We start from the raw sequence: 16,548 nt of genomic DNA, 5'->3' as shown, positions 1-16,548 counted from the left end.
CGTTGTCGCTCCTGTTGCTGAGGGTGGGAGTGTCACTCGGTCGCGCTCAGCTCGCGCCAGGCATCGCCGCCAATCCATCGCGCCGATCGTGCAGATCGGGCCGGCTGGGCGCGCAGGCGCTCGGCGCAGGCCAGTGCGTGCAGGCGCAGCACCGCGTTGCGCTTGCCGATCTGCCGCAGCGCCCAACTCACGGCCTTCTTGACGAAGTTGCGTTCATCGCCAGCGTGCTCTTCGATCAAGGGCAGCAGCGCGATGAAGCGTTCGTCGATCGCCGCCTTGTCGTGCACCGCCAGAGCCGCGATCAGCGCGAACCCCGCGCGGCGCTCGAACTCTGCCGTGCGCGCCGCCCACACGGGCACGCGGCCCCAGGCCAGCGGCGATCGGGAGAAAGCATTGATGCAGGCCTGGTCGCAGGTGTCCCATGCGGCCAGCGCGGCCACCCAGGTGTCCATCTCGGCCACGGTGAGCCGTGCCGGCTCGACGACGAGCGACGCCAGGATCTGCGCATCCGGGATGCCGCTGGCCGCCAGCGCGATCGCCAGTTCATGCTGGCGGCCGATCTGCCGGCCCAACTGCCGCAGCGCGGGCACCGACCAACCCAAGCGCGCCTGCGTGGCCATGCCGAAGGCCGCCATGCCCGCCAAGGCCTCGGGCCGCGCCTGAGCACGAAGCTGCGCCAGCATTTCGTCGAGCGCCAAGGGACGCGCGTGAGGTGTCGATGTGCGGGCCATGTCGACGATTCTGATGCGGACGCATGCACCCGGGTTCAGGCCCTCGCGACGTTATCGATCTCGCGCCCCCACGCCGCGCTGGCCAGATGCTGACGGGCCGGGCCCAACCGCTTGAACACGGTGCGCTCATCGCGCATGCCGCCGGCCCGCCCCGCTGATCCCACGCCTCGCACGCTACCTCGGTAGAACCCGCGCCCCACCTGTCTCCAAGGCGACATCGTGAGCAAAACCTGTGGTGGGCTAACGACGAATTGGTGGACATCCTCCATGATTGGCTACATGAGAAACATCCGGTTGCCATCGGCTCGGGTCAACTCGCGTGTGACGCCGCGCAACGCGCGGGTAACGTCCAGCGCGGGTCTCATCGGGCCCGCGAATTCGCAGTACCGATCCGTCACGAGCAGAGAAGCAGAGGCAGTATGAAAAGACGAGAAGCATTGGCATGGGGGGTCCGCGGCGCATGCGCCGCAGCGTTGCCGATGACCACCAGCATGGCCCACGCCGAACCCGGCGTCACCGCATCGCAGTTGTTGATCGGCAGCAGCCTGGCCATGTCGGGCCCGCTGGCCGGCGCGGGTGTGGCGCACACCGCAGGCTTGAACGCCGCCTTCAAGGCGATCAACAGCAGCGGCGGCATCAGCGGCCGCCAGCTCAAGCTGGTGAGCCTGGACGATGGCTACGTCCCCGCGCGCACGGTGGAAAACACCCGCAAGCTGCTCGAAGAGCAGCAGGTGTTCGCGCTGGTCTCATCGATGGGCACCGGCAACACCGCGGCGATCCTGCCGATGGTGGAGAAGGCCGAGGTGCCCTTGGTCGGGCCGGTGACAGGTGCCGCCTCGTTGCGCAAGCCGGGCCTGAAGAACGTGTTCCACGTCCGCGCGAGCTACCGCGACGAGATCGAGCGCCTGATGCAGCAGCTGCTGTCGTGGGGCCTGCACAGCCTCGCCTTCGTTTACCTGGACAACCCGTTCGGCCAGGAAGTGTTGGCCGACGCAGAAGCCGCCACTGTCGCCAAGGGCGCCGAGCTGGCCGGCAAGTTCGCGCTGGCGGTTGACGGCAGCAACGGCGAAGAACTCGCGCGCAAGGTGCAGGCCATCAAGCCGAGCGCGGTGGTGCTCGGCACCACCGGCACCGCCAACACGGCCTTCTTGCAGCCGCTGCGTACGCTGTCTCCGAACACACCGGTGGCTGGTTTGTCAGTGTCGGTGCTGGCCTCAGAGTTGCCCAAGCTGGGCCGCGCCGCCAAGGGCGTCGCGCTCACCCAGGTGCTGCCCGATGCAAGCAGCGGCCGCCTGGCCGCCGTGCGCAACTACCAGGCCGCCATGCGCGCGGCAGGTGCCGAAGCCATGATCGGCAGCACCAGCTTCGAAGGCTGGGTGAACGGCCAGGTGCTGATCGAAGGCCTGCGCCGCACGAACGGCGAGTTCCGGCGTGACCGCCTGCGCGCCGCCTTGGCCAGCATGCGCCGTCTGGACCTCGGCGAATTCGTGCTCGGCTACGGCCCGCAAGCGCCGTACGTGGCCTCGCAGTTCATCGACCTGGCCATCCTCGGGCCCGACGGCAAACGCTCCGCCTGAGTTCGCCGCCATCTCGGGCACGGCCGCGCATCGTCACGATGCCCTGCCGGCCCGAGCCAGGCGCCGGGACGCCCTCAACCCCAACCGGTGATCATGGGGCGACGACGCCGATCTCGATGTTGTCGTACAGCACATCGAAATCATGGTCGCTGCCGTACAGGTAGCCGGGCTGGTAGGTGGTGATCGCGATCTCGTCGACGCCGGCCAGCACATCGGCGAACGTGCGGTCGGGCGGCAGGTAGGGCCGGCCCTTTTTGTCTTCGGCACCGTAGCCGCCCCAGCCTTCGGGCAAGGTGAGGGAAGCGGGATCGGCGATCGTCACCGACCACGTACGCCAGCCGGGCAGGGCCTTCGCATCGAGGTAGCCCACGATCGTCCACACCGAGGCGTACGGATGATCGACAGGCGGGTTGTCGTAATCACGCAGCTCGACCACCAGCTCACGCCGAGTAGGCGCCCCCAGGTAGTTGACCAGGCGCGCCTTCGTGTCGAGCTGGATGCGCACGGGCTGCCCCGACTTCAAGGGCTGCAGCCAGCTGGCGCGGCGCTGGAACATCATCGAGCCGGTGGCGAAACCCTGCACGTGGTGAATGGCGGGCGCATCCTGGCCGAGGAACTTGTCGACCCACATCACGCCAGGCACTTGCCGTTGGTACAGCCAGCCGGCACTCAGGCCGTTGTCGAAGCCGGTCCGCTGGTGCAGGGGGTCCGGCTCGCCCGCCACAGCGGGTGAAGCGCTCGCCAAGGCGGACACGGCGGCCACGGCGGCCATGCAGCTGAGGGCAAAGGTGCGAAGCATGTGAATCACTTTCGAAACGAACGGCCAAGAATCGAACTCGCGCACCGCCGCACATCCGCACGACAGGGGTGTCTGGCACCCGGGGCCCACGAGTGCTGTACATCGTAGGCAGTCGCCCCGAGACAAGCTTGATCAAACCTTGACGGCAGCGCCAGCTACCATCCCCGGCCCACTTTCGTCGAAATGAGCACCCCATGAGCAGCACGTCCGCTGTCCATCCTGACGGCTTGAACATCGGCATCGTCGGCGCGACTGGCCTGGTCGGCGAGATGATGCGGGCCTGCCTGGCCACCCAGCCCTTTCCGATCCGCACGTTGCGGCTTTTCGCGTCGGCCCGATCTGCCGGCCACACCATCGACTGGTGCGGCCACCGCCTGGTGGTCGAAGAAGCACAGACCGCCCGCTACGAAGGGCTGGACATCGTCTTCTTCTCAGCCGGCGGCGAGACCTCGCTGCAACTCGCGCCGCGGGTGGCGCAGGCCGGCGCGATCGTCATCGACAACTCGTCGGCCTGGCGCATGGACGACCAGGTGCCGTTGGTGGTGGCCGAGGTGAACCCGCACGACCTGAACCACATCCCCAAGGGCATCGTCGCCAACCCGAACTGCACCACCATGGCCGCGATGCCGGCCTTGAAGCCGCTGCACGATGCGGCGGGCCTGAAGCGCCTGGTGGTGAGCACCTACCAGGCCGTCTCCGGCGGCGGTGTGGCCGGCGTGCAAGAGCTGTTGTCGCAAGCCGCCGCCGTCACCGCCGAGGCCGAGGCCCTGGTGCTCGACGGCAATGGCGTAGCGTTTCCGGCACCGACGAAGTGGAAGGTGCCGATCGCCTTCAATGTGGTGCCCTACAACTACCGCATCGTCGAAGACGGCTACACCGAGGAAGAAATCAAGCTGCGGGACGAGAGCCGCAAGATCCTCGGCATCCCCGATCTGCCGGTGAGCGGCACCTGCGTGCGCGTGCCGGTGTTCACCGGCCACTCGGTCTCGATCAATGCGGAGTTCGAGAGGCCCCTCTCCCCCGAAGCCGCCACCGAGCTGTTGCAGCGGGCGCCCGGCGTCGTGCTGACCGACGTTCCCAACCCTCTGGCCGCCACCGGCCGCGACCCAGTGTTCGTGGGCCGTGTGCGACGCGACCCCACCGTGCCCCACGGCCTGGCGCTTTTCGTCAGCGCCGACAACCTGCGCAAGGGCGCCGCCCTCAATGCGGTGCAGGTGGCCGAGGTGCTGTGGGCGCGGGGCCTGCGACCACGGCAAAGTTGACGCGGCACTGCGCGGGGCGCGCGGACATCAGCGCAAGCCTCTCGCGCCCTCAGCTGAGCAGCGTGTCCAGCTCGGCCCACAACGCGTCGCACAGGCCTGACCGGTAGGCTGCCGACTTGAACGCCGCGTGCTCGCCGGCGTAGACGCGCAGCAAGCGCTCGTGTGCATCGGCCACGCAGGCCCGCACATTGGCCAGCCGATCGGCCACCTTCACCACCAAGGCCAGTTCGAGTTCGCCGTCGACCGCGGCGAGCTTCGCGTAGGTCATGGCTTTGCGGATCTGACGGGTCTCGCCCGGAACATCCGTCAGCAAAGCGACGCAACCCGCCACCAACTCGCCGAACTGTGCATGCACCTCATCGAGCGACACCGCCGTGTCTTCCACCGTGTCGTGCAGATAGGCCACCACCTGCGCGGTCTCGCCAAAAGGCGCGGCAATCGCCGCCACCGCCTCCAGATGAACCACATAAGGATGCGAGCCGTACCGCTGATCGCCATGGGCGGCCATGGCAAAGGCCCGGGCCGCGTCGATGGCGCGCCGTGGAGGAATCGTTGTCATCTCAGCTCCCGGATGCCCCTCATGGGCCGCGCGGCGGCGACACAGAACCGTCCGACACCCGCACCTGCACCGTGCCGTCGACAAAATCCAGCTCGATGAGAGCGCCATCGCGAACATCGCCCAACAGGGCGCGGCCTACAGCTGCCACCACATGGTGCTCGACCGCTCGCTGAAGCGGGCGGGCCCCGTATCTCGGGCTGAACCCGGCACGTGCCACAAAGCCCACCAACTCTGGCGAGAAACGCAGTGCCAATCGGCGTCGTTTGAGCCCTTCGCGTTCGGCCAACGCCTGCAGCTCGTGCTGCGCGATCGAGGCGATCGATTCAGCCCCGAGCGGCGCGAAATGCACCAGCCGGTCGATGCGGTTGAAGAACTCAGGCCGGAAGAACTGGCGAATCTCGTGAGTGGCATCACCCACTTCGGATTCAGGGGCAAATCCGGCCGCCGACCCCTGGCGCACACCCAGATTCGTGGTCATGACGATCAGCGAGCCGCGAAAGTCGGTGATGCGGCCTTGGCTGTCGCGCAGCCGGCCCTCGTCGAGCACGCCCAGCAGCATGTCGAACACCGAAGGGTCGGCCTTCTCAATCTCATCGAGCAGTACCACCGAGAACGGTCGCTGGCGGACATGCTCGACCAAGCGCCCCGGTCGCCGCCCCGTGCCGATCAGGCGCGCGATCTGGAACGCATGCTGGAACTCACTCATGTCGATGCGAAAGAGCGGATCCACGCCGCTCTGCGCACCGTAGAAGTAGCCGGCCAGCGCCTTGGCAGCCGCCGTTTTCCCCACACCGGTGGGGCCGGCGAACAGCAGGGTGGCGATCGGCTTGCCCGGATCGTTGAGCCCGGACTTGAACAGGTAGACCACCTCCTTCAGATGTCGAATGGCCTCATCCTGGCCGAACAGGCGACCGGCAAAGTACGCCTGCACTTCAGCATCGTCGAGCGGCTGATCGTCTCTCAGGAAATGCTCGGGCAAGCCTGTGAAACGCGCAAAGTGCCCCAGAACGCTGTCGGTGGTGATGGCCGACACGCGGTCGGCGATCGCCTCGCGGACGCATTCGCCGAAGAAGCGGACCGCCTTGCCCGGAAAACGCTCGTAGCGCACGTGACGCGACAGCAGGCGATAGCCCGCATCCAAGGCGTTCGGCTCGATATCGACGGACCACGCGCTCTTCGACTGGGCCGCCAACAAATCCAGGACCCGGCGCGCCCGCGCGCCATCCATCTCCGGCAACAGCAATGGCTCGAAGCAATCGACGAAGGCTGGCAGCTGACGCCGCGCCGCCTCCATTTCCTCAGGACGGGCCTCGCCGATCAGTCGGAGCGATCCTCGCCTCAAGGCGGGCAACAGGTAGGACGCCATCGATTCCTCAGGCCCCTCTCCCCCCACTTGCAGCAGGTTCAGGAAGTCCGTGACCCAAAGAACACCGTTGGAGGCCTCAAGCCATTGTTGGACCTGATCGCACAGCGCCTGCCACTCGCCGAGATACTTGGCCCGACCGATGAGGCGCTCGGAGTTGCTGCGCCAGAACGTAGGCGCCACTTCGCGCGACGACGTCTGGCGATGCGCTCTGCGGATCGCCTCGGCGATCACGACGCTCTTGCCGACGCCCACCTCACCGACCAGCAACAAGTTGCTGCCGGCTGCCAGACGGGTGGCGATGTCGTCGACCAGCGCGCCTTGCTCCCAGGCCGCTTCCGGCATGCCGTGGGCCGGCCGACGCGCCCCGGCCTCAGGCAGTCGATCAGCGACGATCGCCAACTGCTCGTGCGCCTCGCGAACATGGCGTGGCAGCCCTTGCCGTTTCACAATCCGATCGTCGCGGCGCGATTCGACGGTCTCCAGCCAGGGGGTGCCGCGCGTCACATAGCGCTGGGCTTCTTCGGGCGACATGCCATCCAGCCGATCGCGCGTGTAGTGCTGAATCAGCGCCGGCAGCTGGGCTTCTTCGTAGTAGTAGAAGCTTTCGTCCAACCAGGGCAGCCAGCACTTGAAGTAGCCCTCACTGGGCTTGGCACCATGGACCGCCGCCACAGCGATTTCGGTGGGCGATGGCAGTGGGAAGCTGCCCTTGTCGGTGCGGTGCGCCAAATGCACCTGCACCTTGACGATCCGCAGGTGAGCATCGTCGACTTCGGGGTCGGGCACGTAGCGATCCCGCTCGCGCTCACGGTGCAAGGTCTCTGCCATGGCGCTCTTCAGGCGCTTGGCATTGCGCTCCACCGCCTCCAGCCCGGTGCCGAGCAGCACACCGAACACCGAGTCATCGTCCAGCTGCCAGCAGAACAGGGGGTAGGAAACCAGCGCCATCTCAATGCCCCTCTGCCGGCCCGGTTGCCGGCCTAGCCAGCCACAGCAGCAGGCGCCAGTCGTCCGCTGACAAGGGCCCTGCAAACCGACGCACGTGCCCGGAGCGAAGGTCGGTCAGGCGGCGCAGGTCGGCGTCCCGGGTAGGCTCGTACCGGATGCGAATCACTTCCGACGGGGGGCCCACCCATTCCGCACCGCCAGCCGCACGCTGGCGAATCCGAATTGGTACCGGTCGATCATCGCCTCGATACCAGAAGTGCACCCCACACTCACCCGCCCAGGCCTCCGACAAACCCACGCCCTCGAAACGCCTGACGCCCGCCTGCGGCGACGGCAACTCGTGGACATCCAGCTCGGTGAGCAAGGCGGCGTAGTCCTCCCAGGCGGTGCTCACCAGCGCCTGGCCGTCGCCCGATTGCAATGGTGCGATGTCGACATCCACCCGCTCCACCCCCTTGCGCGAAAGCTGCGACGAGCGGCGCGCCAGCAAGTTCAACTCGATCTGCCAGCGGACCCATACTGAGTCGGCGCCGCGAGCGGGCAACGACTCCGCGTGAAGGCGATCGAAGAACTCATGAATGTCCAGCTTGGCTTCGAGCATGTCGTTGAGCGGTCGGCCATACCAGCGCCATTCGCGCGAGCGGGGAGGCACGACCGTCAAGCGCGCCCCGGGCACGGCGCGACGCTCCGCGAGATCCCAGGCGCGACGCTCAAGCTCCTCCCGAAGCGGGTCCAGGCGCACTTGCAGCGCCCGCAACGCCAGCACCGTCTCGGCGGGTGGCGCCTGGTCCAGGGCGGCGGCCCACGCCGAGGCCAAGGCGTTCGCCTGTTCGAGCAGGCGTTCACAGCCGGACAGCGAGCCATCGTCCATCGGCAGCGGCACATCCCGGGCCGTCGCGTATTGGAGCGTGGTCGCCTGCGTCACCAGATCGCCCGCAGCCCAACCGACATCCAGAAGCATCGGATCGCTCGGCTGCGACGATGCCAGCCGCTGCGCGATCGGGCCGGTGAGCGCCCGTTCGATCCCACGCTTGAGCGCCCGGGCACCTAGCGCCTCGTCGAGGCCGATGTCGGCGAAGTGATCCAGGGCCTCCGCCGAGACGTTGAGGAACGTCATGCGACGAACAAAGCCGTCGCGGGCGAGGATGCGATCGAGCTGCAATCGCGCAATGCCAGCCATGTCCTCACGCGCAAGCGGCTTGAAGCTCACGACCTGATCGATGCGGTTCAAGAGCTCCGGGCGGAAGAACCGCTCGACGGCCTCGCGGTAGGTGTGCACCGCATCCCGGGGTTGATGGGCAAAGCCGGTACGCCGCTCGGCCGCGGTTGCCCCCAGGTTGGACGTGAGGATCACGACACATTGAGAGAAATCGGTCGTGCGACCCAGTGCATCCGTCAGTCGGCCTTCGCCGAGCAACTGAAGCAGCAGGTCGTGCACCACCGGATGCGCCTTTTCGATCTCGTCCAACAACAACACGCCCGCCCGCCGTTGACGCACGGCCGCGGTGAGCTGGCCATCGGGCCGCGTGGCGTCGCCGATCAGGCGGTCCGGCGCATCCGGGTCGACATACTCGTTCATGTCGAAGCGGATCAGGCCACCGGCATCGGCGAACAGGTAGTCGGCCAGCAGCTTGGCCGCTTCACTCTTGCCCACGCCGGTAGGGCCGATGAAAAGCATGGACGACAACGGCCTGCCGGGCGCCGCCATCCCCGATTTGATCAAGGCCACCACATCCACCAGGCTCGCGCTCGCCTGTCGCTGCCCCACCAGGCGGGTGGCGAAATGGTGCGCCGTTTCGGCAAGCGGCAGCCCCACATGGCGAGAAAAGATCTGCTCGCGGAAATGGAAGTCCGTCAGGTAGGCCGCCATGACCTCGGCACGCCCTATGGTGCGCTTGGCATGCCGGACGGCCAGGCGATCGAGAACCCGCAGCGCGGAGCCTGGCAGTACCTCGTCGTTCGCGAACCGGCGTTCCAGCTTGAGCAGCTCAGCCACTGCGCTCGATTCGATGCGGCAACCGTGGCGCTGCTCCAGTTCTGCGCGACGCCACCCGACGATGCGAATCGCGTCCCCACGGGCCGGGGGATCGACTCGAACCACACGGAACAGATCGGCAAAGCGACGGTCACGCTGCTGGACTTTCTGCCAGGCCTCGGGCGTGGCCTCACCGACGAGTGTGAAGGCACGCCGCTCTAGGTGAGGCCGCAACACGTCAGCGAGAGTCAGAGAGTTCTGCGAACTCTTGCCCATGGTGAGCAGTGCCACCAGGTTGTCGCAGAACAGGTGATCCGGCTTGTCGATGGCATGCACCGTGCGCAGCCTGGATTGCAGGAACGCCAGCACCACGGCCATGCGTCGCTGCCATTGGCCGATGACGCTCATGCCGGAAATGACACGCATAGGATCGAGGTGCCAGAGCTTCTGCAATCGGCTCCTCTGACGGCCCGGCAGGCTGTCGATGTACTGGCGGACAGCGCCGTGAATCAGCGCCGTCTTGCCCGCACCTCGGGGCCCCACCAGCACGATGGCACCCGCGTCCGCGCGATACAGCATTCGCGCAAGATCGCTGACCAGTTCGTCGCGCAAGACGGCGCGCCCCAGCTCGTCCGGGTAGAGTTCGTTCAAGTCCGCAGCGACACGCGCCATCTCCGCCGGGCCATCGCCGATGTCATCGCCCCGCAGCGACGCCATCCGATCTGCGCTGGGCTCAAACGGAAACGTCCCCGGGGCCAGATGCAGTGACAGCTCGATCTCGCCCAACTCGTCGTGGGCCGCTGACAAGTACCGCTGTGGATCGAACTCTTCGCCTTGCTCTTTCCGTCGCTCCCGGAAGAAGCGCTGAATGCACGCCACCAACCTCTCGGTGCGACCGGCTGCAGAGACGCTGCCATCGCCCAGGTCGGCGACGGTGCCGTCGAGCTGAGGCAGGCAGGCATAGCGTCGCTCACCCACGCTGAAGTGCGCCGCGGCAAACAGCCCATCGACCCAGCGGCGGCCCGCATCGAACCCGAGCGGCACCAGTTCAAATCTCAGCGGAGCGCCGAACGAGAGCCAGAGCCGCTCGTCCAGCGTCGACCGATCGCAACGCACACCCTTGAAGTACTGAGCGATGGCTTGGCGCAGCTTGTTGAGGGCTGTTTCGTAGCGCTCGGCCGTGGCCTCGATCTCGGGCAGAAAGAGGCAGCGCAGGCGATAGCCCGCGCCCTTGCGGTGCGACACGAGAAGCGGAATGCGTAGTGCCTCCGTCATTCGTCGTCCCCGATCAACATGCGACCCATCAGCGCCTCGAACTGGACATCCAGCCACCGCTTCCAGGCATGAACATCCGGGAAGACGCAGCGCAGCCCCGTCTTCACGTCCACCAAGTGGCCATCTTTCAAGTGACGCCGCACGGGAAGGGCGTCGAAGAAGTGCTGCCGGTGCACCTGCCCGGGCGTCTGAAAGCTGTCGATGCCACCCGGCCGGATCGCCACATAGATGTCTGACTTTCGATCGCCCTCGAACTGGCGCCACACGCCGGCTTCCTGCCGAAGAAAGTCGAACACCGCCGGTCCGCGGCACTCGAATTCGTAGCCCACGATGGTCGTCTCCGCCTTCTCCACTTGCGGCCAGGCGAACTTGACGTAGGGCCCGCCGGGGGCCGCATCGGACGCAGCGTCTGCCGCGGCGGCCTGGTGACCTTGGCCCGGGTCCTGTCGCAGACGGACGACGCGACAACGGGTCTCAAGCCCGGCATGCCGTGTCAGCGCCATCCAGGCCTCGAGCAACATCGGCAGCAGCCGGGCCGCGGCATACACGCCCACCGTGCACAGGCCGCTCTCGGGCCGCATCGCATGAAATGTTCGCTGCTGGAAGGCCAGGAATCGCTGACGCCAATCTCCCATGTCCGGCAAACTCACGGGCTCACCCGCGAGGGCAGCCAGCGCTTGCCCTTCGAGATCCATGATGCGCTGCAGGAGCTGCCTCGCCTCCTGCTGGACGGCCAGCAGCTCCCGCTGCCTGGCGGCGGGCTCGGTGGTGTCCCAGTGCGGCATGTCGGGGCGTGAGCGGCGCTGCTTGTCGTGACGTTGCCGCTCACGACCCAGCCGGAACAGCTGATTGACGAGGTTGACGAAGATCGGGCCGTCAGTGACCGTTGTCCAAAGCCGGCGAGCGTCGGCCAGTAGATCGGCAGCGGTCAATGGGGCCGAATCGACAGGGCTCGACGACGGCACCACCTGCACCTGCAGCCCCGCGTCTTCTCGTGGTGTCACCTGAACGCCGAGCGGCGCCACGTAGGCGTGCGGCGCCAGCGCATGCGCCAGCGGAAGCACGAGCTCTCGCCGCAAGGTGCGTTGCACATCGCGCGCACCGTAGCGTGCATCGCCAGGGACCTGCGACAAGCGAGTCGCCACGGCATCGTCGAGTTTTAACTGCAGCGGGCGCTCCAGCAGGCCGTCGCGTCGACGCATCAGGCCCATCTCTCGCTCGAAGATCGGCACCCGCTGCGCAGCGGTGAGTGCCGCGAAGGGAATGATGTGGTCGATTCGATTGAACAACTCGGGACGCAGGGTGTCCTGGACGACCCGTTCGAAATGCTTTCTCGGATCGTCTTGCCCGCGGGTCAAGCCAATCGGTACGCGCATGGACGCTTCGGCACCCAGGTTGGACGTCATCACCACGAAGCAGCCGCAGAAATTGGCCGTCAGGCCATCGCCGCCGGTCAGGCGCCCTTCACCAAGCACCTGCAAGAGCAAGTCAAAGAAGCTCGGGTGAGCCTTCTCGAGTTCGTCGAGCAACAGCACCGAAAAGGGCTGGCGTCTGACGGCGCCAATCAGCACCCCCTCGCCTTGACCCAGGTCACCCAGAAGGCGAAGCACCGACGGGGGATCGGCGTATTCGCTCATGTCCAGGCGGATCATGCGGCGCGCGTCACCGAACATGAACTCGGCCAAGGCCTTGGCCATCTCCGTCTTGCCCACACCTGTCGGCCCGATCAACAACAGCGAGGCGATCGGCTGGCCACTTCGGCTCAGCCCTGCTTTCATCGTGGCCAGCAGGGAAGTCACCACCTCGATCGCCTCGGGCTGGCCGAACAGCCGTTGGCGGAAGAAGGCCGCCACGTCGTCCAGGTCGAGCGGCAGCCGGGAATCCACCATCCGCCGCGGCATGCCGGTCTCGGCGCAAAAGGCGTCTATCGCCTCATCACGGCCAAGGGCGGGAACCTGGTCACGCACGTGCAGGATCAGCTCCTCGAAGAAGCGTATGCCCTTTCCGGGAAACCCGGAGTAGGGGGAGAAGCGTCGCTGCAAGGCCAAGACTTCGGCCACCGCATCCGGCTGCACGGTCACGCGGTGTGTGTCCGCAATCGCCGCGACGGCAGCGGCCATCACACGCTCTTGCTCAAGCGGCGTGAACTCGGGCATGCGCAAGGTCTGGAACAGGGCAGCAAAACCGGCTGAGCGAGACTCGATGCTCGCCAATTCAGACGGTGTCGCCTCGGCCACGAGCATCAGGCGCCCACGCGCCAGCGGCTCACGCAACGCTTCGCCCAGGCTGACCGCATTGCCTTGGTACTGCCCGACTTCAAACAGCTCGGACAGGTGGCCCACATAGAGCACCAGCTCTCGCTTGTCCAGCTCTGTGCACAACACCGCGAGCGCATGCTGCCAACCGCCATCGCGGGTGAGGCCCTGGATCAGGCGCGCCGCATTGGTCTCCCATGGCGCCTCGAGGCCTCGCCGCAGACGGTCTTTCGCATAGTGATGCAGCAAGGCCGTCTTGCCACTGCCTTCCGCACCCAGCAGAAGCACACTGCGAGAAAACACCCCCTCGACCGAACGGCGCAGCATCGACAAAGGCTCGTCCAGGCCCACGACGGCGCGGTTGTCGCCGCGCAACTCGTTGGCCACTCCGTCAAGAAGGGGGTCGCTCCGCTGTTGCAGCCGCCGCAGCGCCTCAACGCCATGAAACTCCAGGTCCAGCGATGCCGGCTTGAACTCGATCTGCTCGAACCAGGCGGCGGCCACCTGCTTGCGCACATCGGTCAAACGTCCACTTCGACGGTGCTCCAGGATGATGGCCTGGATCACCGCCTCGCGAAGCCTTGTCGCGTCCGCCAATGCGACCACCCCGAGTACGGGCACGCAACCAATGGCGCGTGCAGAGTCACCGCCGGCGGACATGAAGACGGTGAAAGTCGCTCGACGAGGAGAATAGGCGACCCGATCGGCTCCGGCGGGTAGATCGACCGTCAGCTCGTGGCGCTCGAGATTCCACCCCAGCGTCGACTGAACGGCTTGCAGGTAGTGACCCCGGTCGATCAGATGGGCCTGAACGGCCTTGGCCATTCGCGCAGCCATAGAGACTGCCGAATGGCCCACCCAGGCCATGTCAGGAAACGCCAGGGGCGTGACAACGACCTCGCCGGAGGGGGTGGTGAGCTCGAAGAGCGCCACGGCGGCAGGTGGCGTCGAGCGATGGGCGTCGTCAGACACGGCGTGGTCGACGAGCCCAGGCCGCCGGCCGGCGATTGCAGACTTTTTGTGCGTTCATGTGCTGCGTATCCCTTTCCCTTCCCGTCCCTTTGGGTAAGGAATTCTCGCAGCACGGGTCACGCGCGGTCGGCACCACGCCGTCCGGCGCCCGCATGGGCGCAGGGCCGCACTACCTCGCGAAGCGAGGCACCTGCTTGGACACGACCACCTGGTACATCTTCTCTGGCACGCGGAACACCCAGGCCTGCAGGTGCTTCATGCACAGCTCGGGCGGCGGCGCGCCCTCCTCGGGCATGGGATGCCAGCGGTAGCGCATGGTGATCAGCTGGCCGTTGATGTCCCAGACAGGGTCGGCCGGTACGGTCGTGTCACCGCAGGGCGCGGCCTGGTCGATCAGCACCTGCAGGTCACCTCGCGACCATTTGGTGGCGACCACGCGCGGCTCCAGTCGTTCATTGCCAAGGGGTGTCTCCTCCTTGTAGATGCCGATCTGCAATCGGTCTTCCGCTGCCGCCGGCGCCAGGACGGCCAGTGCGACCGAAGTCGCCCACACGCCGGACAAGACTGCCTTTGCCGACATGGCTCTCTCCAACTTCATGCAGCCAGCATAGCGTTGCGCCGGGCGCTGACACTGAGGTCATCCCCTCAGTAGGCGGCCGGCTGGTGAAGCACCGCTTGCCCGTCAATAGAACGCCATCTCGCGTACGCCCAGATACTTCGGGAACGCGAAGCCGGCGGCCTGGTCGCGCCAGTATTGGCCATCGGCCAGCACGGGCGGGAAGATGGTCTTGCCGTCGAAGTCGGCTCGGTCCAGGAAGGCCGCCTCGACGATGTGTTCGCGGGTGGCTTCAATGGCGGTGGCATCCAGGGTGCCGCCGATCCATCGGGCTGTGAACCAGACCTTGCATTCACGCTGACCGGGCTGGCAGAACTCTTCGATGTAGGCGATCTGCAGCGGCTCGATCAACAACCCGCACTCTTCTCTCACCTCACGGCGCGCTGCGTCTCGCAAATCTTCCTGGCCTTCGGCCCCGCCACCCGGCGCCACCCAGAAGTCATAGGCACCCGCTTTGAGGTGGCGCACGAGCAGGATCTTGCCGTCGTGCTCCAGCAAGACACCGGCCGCGATGCGGTGCCTCATGCGCATGCTCCAGCCGCGCTGTTCAACAGCGCCCCATCGGCGGGGTGCACCGAGGACTGGCCTTCACGGCAAGCGATCCGCGGCCCGCGCCGCACGCCAAAGTCGAATGAGTTCATGGGGGTCTTCCGGTTGGGTGTCGTACCGTACCGCACCGGGCGGTATCAGCGTCCAAGGCAACGCGCTGCGAAGCCAGAGATGGGCCACGGGCTCAAACGCGCGCGGGTTCTCCAGGGTGCCCGGAAACAGCATCGCCAGTTCAGGCTGATTGGGCGGCTCAGCCCACAAACGGGTGTCGCACCGTGCGCAGGCCCGCGATCGGCGGGGGCGACCGCCCGCACCGTCAAACTCGAGCAGCACCGGCGTGCCCAGCGTCACCTGCACGGCCGAGCGATGCACCCACATGACCAGGCGCATCGCGCCACCGGTGCGCCGTTGACAGTCCGTGCAGTGGCAGGCGTAGCAGGTCAGTGGTGGCGCCGTCAGTTCATAGCGCACATGGCCGCACAGGCAATGCCCCGGCCATGCCGCCGCCGTGCCCCCCGGCTGGGCCGCGGATGCGGGATCTGGCGCGCTCACGGCGCGGCCTCACCGTCGGGCCGCGGTGGAAGACTGGGCAGCACGGTGGAGAGCACGCTCTGGACAAACGGGCCCTTGGCCACGGTGTAGGCCTCCCGGTCGGTCCGGAACTGGGCGGCGAGCTGCATCTTGAGCGCCGCGTACTGCTGAGCCAAATTCGGGTCGGCCCGCAGGGCATCGCGAAAGGCGAGGCGCTCGCGCCACAGGGGGCTGTCGCGAGGCACCAGGTGCAGATGATGCGTTCTGACGTGCGGGGATGGCTTGCAGAACCAATGCATCACGTCTGCGCGGTAAGGGTGGTGCAGATACCCTGCTTCGCTCGCGGCAACGATCGCAGGACGAGCGTCCTTCAGCGAGGCCACCGGCGCCATCATGTCGATGACGGGTTTGGCCGCAAGACCAGGCACCGAGGTGCTGCCGATGTGCTCGATGTCGCCCGTCAGCCATGGCGCCAGCAGTGGCTGAAGCCATTGCCGCTCAGACTCAAAGCGGGCCGGCCATTCGACGTCGTAAGGCACCACCACCACATGGTCAGCGGACTCATTGTCGTTCTTCATGCCTAGTCCAGTGAAACGGAGAAATCGGATGTTCGCCGGTGTCCGCTGCTGGTGGCTGGCGGCTATGAAGTCCTGCACCGCATCCGCGGATACAAGCCGCTGCAGTCCATCGGCGATGCATTCGAGAAGAGCAGTGCGGGCTTCTTCACCAGCCTCGACAAGTTGGTATTGGGCCACGTGCCATACGCGTTGTCGTTGAGCAGCGACGCGGTGTACAGGACGTTGTCGTTGTACCTCGGCACGGCACGCGGGCCGGGCATCCATGAAGCGCTCCTGAAGGTCGTGGCCTTGGCCAAGGACAAGGGGCAGCCGGTGATCTGTCTGGCCTGGCACCGAAACCCTGCAGACATGGACGTGCTGCTGCCGATCATGTTGGATGACAACAAGGCGGCATCCTTCCTGCCGTACCACTTCCGAGAGTCGTACGGGCGCGCCGCGATGCCCTACCTGCAGCGCGCCCTCCGCGAGGCGCGCGGGCGTTTCACGCGCGAGGCCGCGGCCAAGGAGATCGCGCAACTTCAGGCCGAGATGTCACGCGCCGAGTTGCCCCGCTGA

General features: G+C 66.6%; 13 protein-coding genes. 3 read left to right on the top strand and 10 right to left on the bottom strand.

All coding sequences use genetic code 11. The features are described 5' to 3' along the window. Positions 1 to 32: 32 nt before the first annotated feature. The gene (locus tag AACH06_RS06780; protein ID WP_341424892.1) at positions 33 to 731 is read right to left on the bottom strand and encodes a DNA alkylation repair protein; all 699 of its coding nucleotides are present in this window, start codon (positions 729 to 731) and stop codon (positions 33 to 35) included. A gap of 479 nt (positions 732 to 1,210) precedes the next feature. Here AACH06_RS06780 and AACH06_RS06775 point away from each other — a divergent pair, with 479 nt between their 5' ends. Further along, positions 1,211 to 2,308: an ABC transporter substrate-binding protein gene (locus AACH06_RS06775; RefSeq protein WP_341424891.1), complete on the top strand. Its 1,098-nt coding sequence runs from the start codon at positions 1,211 to 1,213 to the stop codon at positions 2,306 to 2,308. 91 nt (positions 2,309 to 2,399) lie between these two features. Here the strand turns inward: AACH06_RS06775 and AACH06_RS06770 are convergent, their stop codons facing one another. Continuing rightward, complete coding sequence (locus AACH06_RS06770; RefSeq protein ID WP_341424890.1) at positions 2,400 to 3,107, bottom strand: PEP-CTERM sorting domain-containing protein; 708 nt, start codon at positions 3,105 to 3,107, stop codon at positions 2,400 to 2,402. 194 nt (positions 3,108 to 3,301) lie between these two features. On the opposite strand from AACH06_RS06770, the gene AACH06_RS06765 reads away from it, so the two are divergent. Then, positions 3,302 to 4,369 (top strand): aspartate-semialdehyde dehydrogenase, encoded by a 1,068-nt coding sequence (locus AACH06_RS06765; protein WP_341424889.1) that lies wholly within the window; start codon positions 3,302 to 3,304, stop codon positions 4,367 to 4,369. A gap of 49 nt (positions 4,370 to 4,418) precedes the next feature. Here the strand turns inward: AACH06_RS06765 and AACH06_RS06760 are convergent, their stop codons facing one another. The 8 genes from AACH06_RS06760 to AACH06_RS06725 all read right to left on the bottom strand — a co-directional run bounded on the left by AACH06_RS06760 (position 4,419) and on the right by AACH06_RS06725 (position 15,993). Next, a complete protein-coding gene (locus AACH06_RS06760; protein WP_341424888.1) occupies positions 4,419 to 4,928 on the bottom strand; it encodes an HD domain-containing protein in 510 nt (169 codons plus the stop codon). Between the two features lie 19 nt (positions 4,929 to 4,947). Continuing rightward, on the bottom strand, positions 4,948 to 7,242 hold the full coding sequence (locus tag AACH06_RS06755; RefSeq protein ID WP_341424887.1) for an AAA family ATPase: 2,295 nt from the start codon (positions 7,240 to 7,242) through the stop codon (positions 4,948 to 4,950). A gap of 1 nt (position 7,243) precedes the next feature. After that, positions 7,244 to 10,492, bottom strand: a complete 3,249-nt coding sequence (locus AACH06_RS06750; protein ID WP_341424886.1) for an AAA family ATPase — start codon at positions 10,490 to 10,492, stop codon at positions 7,244 to 7,246. Further along, on the bottom strand, positions 10,489 to 13,719 hold the full coding sequence (locus tag AACH06_RS06745; RefSeq protein ID WP_341424885.1) for an AAA family ATPase: 3,231 nt from the start codon (positions 13,717 to 13,719) through the stop codon (positions 10,489 to 10,491). Before AACH06_RS06745 ends, AACH06_RS06750 begins: the two co-directional genes overlap by 4 nt. A gap of 169 nt (positions 13,720 to 13,888) precedes the next feature. Further along, a complete protein-coding gene (locus AACH06_RS06740; protein ID WP_341424884.1) occupies positions 13,889 to 14,299 on the bottom strand; it encodes a hypothetical protein in 411 nt (136 codons plus the stop codon). Between the two features lie 102 nt (positions 14,300 to 14,401). Continuing rightward, entirely contained in the window at positions 14,402 to 14,860 is a 459-nt protein-coding gene (locus AACH06_RS06735; RefSeq protein WP_341424883.1) for an NUDIX domain-containing protein, read from the bottom strand. Positions 14,861 to 14,923: 63 nt separating this feature from the next. Then, positions 14,924 to 15,436 carry a GFA family protein gene (locus tag AACH06_RS06730; protein ID WP_341424882.1) on the bottom strand — a complete coding sequence of 171 codons (513 nt, stop codon included), beginning with the start codon at positions 15,434 to 15,436 and terminating at the stop codon, positions 14,924 to 14,926. Then, positions 15,433 to 15,993, bottom strand: a complete 561-nt coding sequence (locus AACH06_RS06725) for a GrpB family protein (RefSeq protein ID WP_341424881.1) — start codon at positions 15,991 to 15,993, stop codon at positions 15,433 to 15,435. The genes AACH06_RS06730 and AACH06_RS06725 overlap by 4 nt, the downstream gene beginning before the upstream one ends. 51 nt (positions 15,994 to 16,044) lie before the next feature. On the opposite strand from AACH06_RS06725, the gene AACH06_RS06720 reads away from it, so the two are divergent. Beyond that, the gene (locus AACH06_RS06720; RefSeq protein WP_341424880.1) at positions 16,045 to 16,548 is read left to right on the top strand and encodes a hypothetical protein; all 504 of its coding nucleotides are present in this window, start codon (positions 16,045 to 16,047) and stop codon (positions 16,546 to 16,548) included.

This window comes from Ideonella lacteola (assembly GCF_038066555.1).
In the GTDB taxonomy this organism is placed as follows: domain Bacteria; phylum Pseudomonadota; class Gammaproteobacteria; order Burkholderiales; family Burkholderiaceae_C; genus Ideonella; species Ideonella lacteola.
This window is presented reverse-complemented; position numbering and strand designations above follow the sequence as displayed.